We start from the raw sequence: 309 nt of genomic DNA, 5'->3' as shown, positions 1-309 counted from the left end.
CACTTTTGCCAGCGTCAGTAGTTTTTCCTCTACCCAGTCTCGCCGATGCTCATATGAGCGGCCCGTTAAGCGGTCTTCGCCGCATAAAAACGCCCGACGAACACACCTAGAAATACAGTGATAATATTTGGTATCGCTTAAGCTAACCTGCTTCTTCCTTGCTGTTGGCATAGTCCATTGTCCTCAATCCTTTGAGCGTGTTCTAAGCGTAGACGGCATAGCAAAAGTGCGCCATTTTTAGGTGGGTGTCGCCTATTTCGTTCCATTTAGGTGGGTGTCGCCTATTTCGTTCCAAAAGCCATTATTGAT

1 pseudogene is annotated in these 309 nt (G+C 47.2%); it reads right to left on the bottom strand.

From position 1 onward, the window contains the following. Positions 1–171 (bottom strand): annotated as a pseudogene (locus CWB98_RS23370) (transposase); the annotation flags it as partial. Between the last annotated feature and the right edge of the window lie 138 nt (positions 172–309).

It is taken from the genome of Pseudoalteromonas rubra, assembly GCF_005887115.1.
GTDB lineage: Bacteria > Pseudomonadota > Gammaproteobacteria > Enterobacterales > Alteromonadaceae > Pseudoalteromonas > Pseudoalteromonas rubra_F.
Note: the sequence above shows the minus strand (reverse complement) of the source record. Positions and strands in the feature narration are given on the sequence as shown.